Annotated in this window: 5 protein-coding genes and 5 pseudogenes; 8 read left to right on the top strand and 2 right to left on the bottom strand. The window is 52.6% G+C overall.

From position 1 onward, the window contains the following. Positions 1 to 127: 127 nt before the first annotated feature. Positions 128 to 664 (bottom strand): annotated as a pseudogene (gene intI1, locus FTT94_RS15755) (class 1 integron integrase IntI1); the annotation flags it as partial. 155 nt (positions 665 to 819) lie between these two features. Here intI1 and dfrA16 point away from each other — a divergent pair. From dfrA16 to FTT94_RS15795, 8 genes and pseudogenes are all read left to right on the top strand, one after another. Further along, complete coding sequence (gene dfrA16, locus FTT94_RS15760) at positions 820 to 1,293, top strand: trimethoprim-resistant dihydrofolate reductase DfrA16 (protein ID WP_032490158.1); 474 nt, start codon at positions 820 to 822, stop codon at positions 1,291 to 1,293. 164 nt (positions 1,294 to 1,457) lie between these two features. Further along, entirely contained in the window at positions 1,458 to 2,324 is an 867-nt protein-coding gene (locus FTT94_RS15765; RefSeq protein WP_001931474.1) for a PSE family carbenicillin-hydrolyzing class A beta-lactamase CARB-2, read from the top strand. A 117-nt stretch (positions 2,325 to 2,441) separates the two neighbouring features. Further along, a pseudogene (locus FTT94_RS15770) lies at positions 2,442 to 3,280 on the top strand (AadA family aminoglycoside 3''-O-nucleotidyltransferase). Between the two features lie 214 nt (positions 3,281 to 3,494). Further along, on the top strand, positions 3,495 to 4,754 hold the full coding sequence (locus tag FTT94_RS15775; RefSeq protein WP_001256773.1) for a chloramphenicol efflux MFS transporter CmlA6: 1,260 nt from the start codon (positions 3,495 to 3,497) through the stop codon (positions 4,752 to 4,754). 92 nt (positions 4,755 to 4,846) lie between these two features. Then, positions 4,847 to 5,685, top strand: a pseudogene (gene aadA1 / locus FTT94_RS15780) (ANT(3'')-Ia family aminoglycoside nucleotidyltransferase AadA1). Positions 5,686 to 5,801: 116 nt separating this feature from the next. Beyond that, positions 5,802 to 6,151: pseudogene (locus tag FTT94_RS15785) on the top strand (quaternary ammonium compound efflux SMR transporter QacE delta 1). Next, complete coding sequence (gene sul1, locus FTT94_RS15790) at positions 6,145 to 6,984, top strand: sulfonamide-resistant dihydropteroate synthase Sul1 (RefSeq protein ID WP_000259031.1); 840 nt, start codon at positions 6,145 to 6,147, stop codon at positions 6,982 to 6,984. Before FTT94_RS15785 ends, sul1 begins: the two are co-directional and overlap by 7 nt. A 127-nt stretch (positions 6,985 to 7,111) precedes the next feature. Then, positions 7,112 to 7,612 carry a GNAT family N-acetyltransferase gene (locus tag FTT94_RS15795; protein WP_000376623.1) on the top strand — a complete coding sequence of 167 codons (501 nt, stop codon included), beginning with the start codon at positions 7,112 to 7,114 and terminating at the stop codon, positions 7,610 to 7,612. Positions 7,613 to 7,741: 129 nt separating this feature from the next. Here FTT94_RS15795 and FTT94_RS15800 read toward each other — a convergent pair. Further along, a pseudogene (locus tag FTT94_RS15800) lies at positions 7,742 to 7,816 on the bottom strand (IS6 family transposase); the annotation flags it as partial.

Raw genomic sequence — 7,816 nt, forward strand, 5'->3', positions numbered from 1 at the left:
GCCAGGCCTCAGCATTTTATTATGGTGATCCCCTGGGCGAAATGCGCCTGGTAAGCAGAGTTTTTGAAATGTAAGGCCTTTGAATAAGACAAAAGGCTGCCTCATCGCTAACTTTGCAACAGTGCCACATCAAGGCCCGATCCTTGGAGCCCTTGCCCTCCCGCACGATGATCGTGCCGTGATCGAAATCCAGATCCTTGACCCGCAGTTGCAAACCCTCACTGATCCGCATGCCCGTTCCATACAGAAGCTGGGCGAACAAACGATGCTCGCCTTCCAGAAAACCGAGGATGCGAACCACTTCATCCGGGGTCAGCACCACCGGCAAGCGCCGCGACGGCCGAGGTCTTCCGATCTCCTGAAGCCAGGGCAGATCCGTGCACAGCACCTTGCCGTAGAAGAACAGCAAGGCCGCCAATGCCTGACGATGCGTGGAGACCGAAACCTTGCGCTCGTTCGCCAGCCAGGACAGAAATGCCTCGACTTCGCTGCTGCCCAAGGTTGCCGGGTGACGCACACCGTGGAAACGGATGAAGGCACGAACCCAGTGGACATAAGCCTGTTCGGTTGGTAAGCTGTAATGCAAGTAGCGTATGCGCTCACGCAACTGGTCCAGAACCTTGACCGAACGCAGCGGTGGTAACGGCGCAGTGGCGGTTTTCATGGCTTGTTATGACTGTTTTTTTGTACAGTCTATGCCTCGGGCATCCAAGCAGCAAGCGCGTTACGCCGTGGGTCGATGTTTGATGTTATGGAGCAGCAACGATGTTACGCAGCAGGGCAGTCGCCCTAAAACAAAGTTAACTCGAGGGAGAAATCGTGAAGTTATCACTAATGGCTGCCAAGTCGAAGAACGGTATTATCGGTAATGGACCAGATATTCCATGGAGCGCCAAAGGCGAGCAACTTCTATTTAAGGCAATTACATATAATCAATGGCTTTTAGTTGGACGCAAAACTTTTGAGTCAATGGGCGCTCTCCCAAATCGAAAGTATGCAGTTGTAACTCGCTCTAATTTTTCTACGAATGATGAGGGTGTAATGGTTTTCTCCTCAATTCAGGATGCCTTAATAAATTTAGAGGAAATCACGGATCATGTTATCGTTTCTGGTGGTGGTGAAATATACAAAAGCTTGATTTCCAAAGTAGATACTTTGCATATTTCAACAGTCGACATCGAGCGAGATGGAGACATAGTTTTTCCTGAAATCCCAGATACATTCAAGTTGGTATTTGAGCAAGATTTCGAGTCTAACATTAACTATTGTTATCAAATCTGGCAAAAGAGTTAACAAGCGCCTGCAATCTGACCTCCGGTTACTGTCACCTTTTTTTGCGGTGGAGCTGCAAAAAAGGCGCCATTAACCTCCGGCAGTTGAGGCGGGCGTTAGCCATATTATGGAGCCTCATGCTTTTATATAAAATGTGTGACAATCAAAATTATGGGGTTACTTACATGAAGTTTTTATTGGCATTTTCGCTTTTAATACCATCCGTGGTTTTTGCAAGTAGTTCAAAGTTTCAGCAAGTTGAACAAGACGTTAAGGCAATTGAAGTTTCTCTTTCTGCTCGTATAGGTGTTTCCGTTCTTGATACTCAAAATGGAGAATATTGGGATTACAATGGCAATCAGCGCTTCCCGTTAACAAGTACTTTTAAAACAATAGCTTGCGCTAAATTACTATATGATGCTGAGCAAGGAAAAGTTAATCCCAATAGTACAGTCGAGATTAAGAAAGCAGATCTTGTGACCTATTCCCCTGTAATAGAAAAGCAAGTAGGGCAGGCAATCACACTCGATGATGCGTGCTTCGCAACTATGACTACAAGTGATAATACTGCGGCAAATATCATCCTAAGTGCTGTAGGTGGCCCCAAAGGCGTTACTGATTTTTTAAGACAAATTGGGGACAAAGAGACTCGTCTAGACCGTATTGAGCCTGATTTAAATGAAGGTAAGCTCGGTGATTTGAGGGATACGACAACTCCTAAGGCAATAGCCAGTACTTTGAATAAATTTTTATTTGGTTCCGCGCTATCTGAAATGAACCAGAAAAAATTAGAGTCTTGGATGGTGAACAATCAAGTCACTGGTAATTTACTACGTTCAGTATTGCCGGCGGGATGGAACATTGCGGATCGCTCAGGTGCTGGCGGATTTGGTGCTCGGAGTATTACAGCAGTTGTGTGGAGTGAGCATCAAGCCCCAATTATTGTGAGCATCTATCTAGCTCAAACACAGGCTTCAATGGCAGAGCGAAATGATGCGATTGTTAAAATTGGTCATTCAATTTTTGACGTTTATACATCACAGTCGCGCTGATAAGGCTAACAAGGCCATCAAGTTGACGGCTTTTCCGTCGCTTGTTTTGTGGTTTAACGCTACGCTACCACAAAACAATCAACTCCAAAGCCGCAACTTATGGCGGCGTTAGACATCATGAGGGTAGCGGTGACCATCGAAATTTCGAACCAACTATCAGAGGTGCTAAGCGTCATTGAGCGCCATCTGGAATCAACGTTGCTGGCCGTGCATTTGTACGGCTCCGCAGTGGATGGCGGCCTGAAGCCATACAGCGATATTGATTTGTTGGTTACTGTGGCCGTAAAGCTTGATGAAACGACGCGGCGAGCATTGCTCAATGACCTTATGGAGGCTTCGGCTTTCCCTGGCGAGAGCGAGACGCTCCGCGCTATAGAAGTCACCCTTGTCGTGCATGACGACATCATCCCGTGGCGTTATCCGGCTAAGCGCGAGCTGCAATTTGGAGAATGGCAGCGCAATGACATTCTTGCGGGTATCTTCGAGCCAGCCATGATCGACATTGATCTAGCTATCCTGCTTACAAAAGCAAGAGAACATAGCGTTGCCTTGGTAGGTCCGGCAGCGGAGGAATTCTTTGACCCGGTTCCTGAACAGGATCTATTCGAGGCGCTGAGGGAAACCTTGAAGCTATGGAACTCGCAGCCCGACTGGGCCGGCGATGAGCGAAATGTAGTGCTTACGTTGTCCCGCATTTGGTACAGCGCAATAACCGGCAAAATCGCGCCGAAGGATGTCGCTGCCGACTGGGCAATAAAACGCCTACCTGCCCAGTATCAGCCCGTCTTACTTGAAGCTAAGCAAGCTTATCTGGGACAAAAAGAAGATCACTTGGCCTCACGCGCAGATCACTTGGAAGAATTTATTCGCTTTGTGAAAGGCGAGATCATCAAGTCAGTTGGTAAATGATGTCTAACAATTCGTTCAAGCCGACCGCGCTACGCGCGGCGGCTTAACTCCGGCGTTGGGCGCACAATAAGGCTCCTTGCAGAGTTGCTTGAAAGTTGTTACGATTCAAATTTAATCATGAGATAGTCAGCAGATGAGCACTTCCAAGAACGCAGACAAGTAAGCCGCAGCAACCTTCATTTTTCGGTTGTTGCGGCGTTCTCATGAATCCTTTTGCTCTACGGGAGCGCCGCCAAATCCTTTGTTCAAGGAGATGGTTTCGTGCGCTCAAAAAACTTTAGTTGGCGGTACTCCCTTGCCGCCACGGTGTTGTTGTTATCACCGTTCGATTTATTGGCATCACTCGGCATGGACATGTACTTGCCAGCAGTGCCGTTTATGCCAAACGCGCTTGGTACGACAGCGAGCACAATTCAGCTTACGCTGACAACGTACTTGGTCATGATTGGTGCCGGTCAGCTCTTGTTTGGACCGCTATCGGACCGACTGGGGCGCCGCCCCGTTCTACTGGGAGGTGGCCTCGCCTACGTTGTGGCGTCAATGGGCCTCGCTCTTACGTCATCGGCTGAAGTCTTTCTGGGGCTTCGGATTCTTCAGGCTTGTGGTGCCTCGGCGTGCCTTGTTTCCACATTTGCAACAGTACGTGACATTTACGCAGGTCGCGAGGAAAGTAATGTCATTTACGGCATACTCGGATCCATGCTGGCCATAGTCCCGGCGGTAGGCCCATTGCTCGGAGCGCTCGTCGACATGTGGCTTGGGTGGCGGGCTATCTTTGCGTTTCTAGGTTTGGGCATGATCGCTGCATCTGCAGCAGCGTGGCGATTCTGGCCTGAAACCCGGGTGCAACGAGTTGCGGGCTTGCAATGGTCGCAGCTGCTACTCCCCGTTAAGTGCCTGAACTTCTGGTTGTACACGTTGTGTTACGCCGCTGGAATGGGTAGCTTCTTCGTCTTTTTCTCCATTGCGCCCGGACTAATGATGGGCAGGCAAGGTGTGTCTCAGCTTGGCTTCAGCCTGCTGTTCGCCACAGTGGCAATTGCCATGGTGTTTACGGCTCGTTTTATGGGGCGTGTGATACCCAAGTGGGGCAGCCCAAGTGTCTTGCGAATGGGAATGGGATGCCTGATAGCTGGAGCAGTATTGCTTGCCATCACCGAAATATGGGCTTTGCAGTCCGTGTTAGGCTTTATTGCTCCAATGTGGCTAGTGGGTATTGGTGTCGCCACAGCGGTATCTGTGGCGCCCAATGGCGCTCTTCGAGGATTCGACCATGTTGCTGGAACGGTCACGGCAGTCTACTTCTGCTTGGGCGGTGTACTGCTAGGAAGCATCGGAACGTTGATCATTTCGCTGTTGCCGCGCAACACGGCTTGGCCGGTTGTCGTGTACTGTTTGACCCTTGCAACAGTCGTGCTCGGTCTGTCTTGTGTTTCCCGAGTGAAGGGCTCTCGCGGCCAGGGGGAGCATGATGTGGTCGCGCTACAAAGTGCGGAAAGTACATCAAATCCCAATCGTTGAGAGAATGTGGCAAGCTATCGCCCAACAAATCGCTGCAGCCGACCCAAAACCGCTACGCGGTTTCGGTCGGCTGAGCTCAGGCGTTAAACATCATGAGGGAAGCGGTGATCGCCGAAGTATCGACTCAACTATCAGAGGTAGTTGGCGTCATCGAGCGCCATCTCGAACCGACGTTGCTGGCCGTACATTTGTACGGCTCCGCAGTGGATGGCGGCCTGAAGCCACACAGTGATATTGATTTGCTGGTTACGGTGACCGTAAGGCTTGATGAAACAACGCGGCGAGCTTTGATCAACGACCTTTTGGAAACTTCGGCTTCCCCTGGAGAGAGCGAGATTCTCCGCGCTGTAGAAGTCACCATTGTTGTGCACGACGACATCATTCCGTGGCGTTATCCAGCTAAGCGCGAACTGCAATTTGGAGAATGGCAGCGCAATGACATTCTTGCAGGTATCTTCGAGCCAGCCACGATCGACATTGATCTGGCTATCTTGCTGACAAAAGCAAGAGAACATAGCGTTGCCTTGGTAGGTCCAGCGGCGGAGGAACTCTTTGATCCGGTTCCTGAACAGGATCTATTTGAGGCGCTAAATGAAACCTTAACGCTATGGAACTCGCCGCCCGACTGGGCTGGCGATGAGCGAAATGTAGTGCTTACGTTGTCCCGCATTTGGTACAGCGCAGTAACCGGCAAAATCGCGCCGAAGGATGTCGCTGCCGACTGGGCAATGGAGCGCCTGCCGGCCCAGTATCAGCCCGTCATACTTGAAGCTAGACAGGCTTATCTTGGACAAGAAGAAGATCGCTTGGCCTCCCGCGCAGATCAGTTGGAAGAATTTGTTCACTACGTGAAAGGCGAGATCACCAAGGTAGTCGGCAAATAATGTCTAACAATTCGTTCAAGCCGACGCCGCTTCGCGGCGCGGCTTAACTCAAGCGTTAGATGCACTAAGCACATAATTGCTCACAGCCAAACTATCAGGTCAAGTCTGCTTTTATTATTTTTAAGCGTGCATAATAAGCCCTACACAAATTGGGAGATATATCATGAAAGGCTGGCTTTTTCTTGTTATCGCAATAGTTGGCGAAGTAATCGCAACATCCGCATTAAAATCTAGCGAGGGCTTTACTAAGCTTGCCCCCTGTCCGCCGTTGTCATAATCGGTTATGGCATCGCATTTTATTTTCTTTCTCTGGTTCTGAAATCCATCCCTGTCGGTGTTGCTTATGCAGTCTGGTCGGGACTCGGCGTCGTCATAATTACAGCCATTGCCTGGTTGCTTCATGGGCAAAAGCTTGATGCGTGGGGCTTTGTAGGTATGGGGCTCATAATTGCTGCCTTTTTGCTCGCCCGATCCCCATCGTGGAAGTCGCTGCGGAGGCCGACGCCATGGTGACGGTGTTCGGCATTCTGAATCTCACCGAGGACTCCTTCTTCGATGAGAGCCGGCGGCTAGACCCCGCCGGCGCTGTCACCGCGGCGATCGAAATGCTGCGAGTCGGATCAGACGTCGTGGATGTCGGACCGGCCGCCAGCCATCCGGACGCGAGGCCTGTATCGCCGGCCGATGAGATCAGACGTATTGCGCCGCTCTTAGACGCCCTGTCCGATCAGATGCACCGTGTTTCAATCGACAGCTTCCAACCGGAAACCCAGCGCTATGCGCTCAAGCGCGGCGTGGGCTACCTGAACGATATCCAAGGATTTCCTGACCCTGCGCTCTATCCCGATATTGCTGAGGCGGACTGCAGGCTGGTGGTTATGCACTCAGCGCAGCGGGATGGCATCGCCACCCGCACCGGTCACCTTCGACCCGAAGACGCGCTCGACGAGATTGTGCGGTTCTTCGAGGCGCGGGTTTCCGCCTTGCGACGGAGCGGGGTCGCTGCCGACCGGCTCATCCTCGATCCGGGGATGGGATTTTTCTTGAGCCCCGCACCGGAAACATCGCTGCACGTGCTGTCGAACCTTCAAAAGCTGAAGTCGGCGTTGGGGCTTCCGCTATTGGTCTCGGTGTCGCGGAAATCCTTCTTGGGCGCCACCGTTGGCCTTCCTGTAAAGGATCTGGGTCCAGCGAGCCTTGCGGCGGAACTTCACGCGATCGGCAATGGCGCTGACTACGTCCGCACCCACGCGCCTGGAGATCTGCGAAGCGCAATCACCTTCTCGGAAACCCTCGCGAAATTTCGCAGTCGCGACGCCAGAGACCGAGGGTTAGATCATGCCTAGCATTCACCTTCCGGCCGCCCGCTAGCGGACCCTGGTCAGGTTCCGCGAAGGTGGGCGCAGACATGCTGGGCTCGTCAGGATCAAACTGCACTATGAGGCGGCGGTTCATACCGCGCCAGGGGAGCGAATGGACAGCGAGGAGCCTCCGAACGTTCGGGTCGCCTGCTCGGGTGATATCGACGAGGTTGTGCGGCTGATGCACGACGCTGCGGCGTGGATGTCCGCCAAGGGAACGCCCGCCTGGGACGTCGCGCGGATCGACCGGACATTCGCGGAGACCTTCGTCCTGAGATCCGAGCTCCTAGTCGCGAGTTGCAGCGACGGCATCGTCGGCTGTTGCACCTTGTCGGCCGAGGATCCCGAGTTCTGGCCCGACGCCCTCAAGGGGGAGGCCGCATATCTGCACAAGCTCGCGGTGCGACGGACACATGCGGGCCGGGGTGTCAGCTCCGCGCTGATCGAGGCTTGCCGCCATGCCGCGCGAACGCAGGGGTGCGCCAAGCTGCGGCTCGACTGCCACCCGAACCTGCGTGGCCTATACGAGCGGCTCGGATTCACCCACGTCGACACTTTCAATCCCGGCTGGGATCCAACCTTCATCGCAGAACGCCTAGAACTCGAAATCTAACGTCCGTTCGGGCATCGAGGTCCATGTCGGGGTGGGACGGGCCCGTGGCTTCAAGATCACTTGCAGTCCGACCGCGAGGCACTGTTGCAAAGTTAGCGATGAGGCAGCCTTTTGTCTTATTCAAAGGCCTTACATTTCAAAAACTCTGCTTACCAGGCGCATTTCGCCCAGGGGATCACCATAATAAAATGCTGAGGCCTGGCC

Origin of the sequence: Acinetobacter sp. YH12027, from assembly GCF_013420085.1 — a bacterium.
Lineage (GTDB): Bacteria > Pseudomonadota > Gammaproteobacteria > Pseudomonadales > Moraxellaceae > Acinetobacter > Acinetobacter amyesii.

Excerpts from the sequence above, each read along its gene's own strand:
- FTT94_RS15765 (WP_001931474.1), top strand. The coding sequence starts at position 1,458 with ATGAAGTTTTTATTGGCATTTTCGCTTTTAATACCATCCGTGGTTTTT.
- sul1 (WP_000259031.1), top strand. The coding sequence starts at position 6,145 with ATGGTGACGGTGTTCGGCATTCTGAATCTCACCGAGGACTCCTTCTTC.
- FTT94_RS15795 (WP_000376623.1), top strand. The coding sequence starts at position 7,112 with ATGGACAGCGAGGAGCCTCCGAACGTTCGGGTCGCCTGCTCGGGTGAT.